Source organism: Kocuria rosea, assembly GCF_023715525.1.
Taxonomy (GTDB): domain Bacteria; phylum Actinomycetota; class Actinomycetes; order Actinomycetales; family Micrococcaceae; genus Kocuria; species Kocuria rosea_A.
In genome coordinates this window covers 1-396 of sequence record NZ_JAMBOG010000066.1, presented here as the reverse complement: position 1 = coordinate 396, position 396 = coordinate 1, and the positions used below count along the sequence as shown (strand labels likewise).

Sequence of the window (396 nt, the reverse complement as noted above, 5' to 3'; positions counted from 1 at the left end):
CCAGCGGGACCAGCCGCGCCCCGGGGATCGCCGCCAGCCGGGCCTCGTAGGGCTCGCGCACGTCGAGCAGCTCGAAGTCGGCCTCCCCCCGGCCCCGGGCGGCCAGCATCGCGGCCAGCTGCCGGGCGGTGACCGTGGGCGCGTCCCCGGCGGCAGCACCCGCCGCCGCACCCGCCGCCGCACCCGCCGCCGCGCCCGGCACCGTGCCGGTGGGCCCGTCCTCGCCGGCGTGGGCCCCGGCGTGGGCGCCGGTGTGGGCGGGGACCGCTGGGCGCCCGGGGGTGGGGGCCAGCGGGATCTCCCACCACCGCGCCGAGAGGGCGTCGTAGGTGGCGACCCGCCCGAGCATGGTGGTGCCGATCCCGGTGATCAGCTTGATCGCCTCCACGGCCATGG

Annotated in this window: 1 pseudogene; it reads right to left on the bottom strand. The window is 80.8% G+C overall.

Annotated features, from left to right (window positions below):
• Positions 1 to 396, bottom strand: a pseudogene (locus M3185_RS16985) (adenylyltransferase/sulfurtransferase MoeZ); the annotation flags it as partial.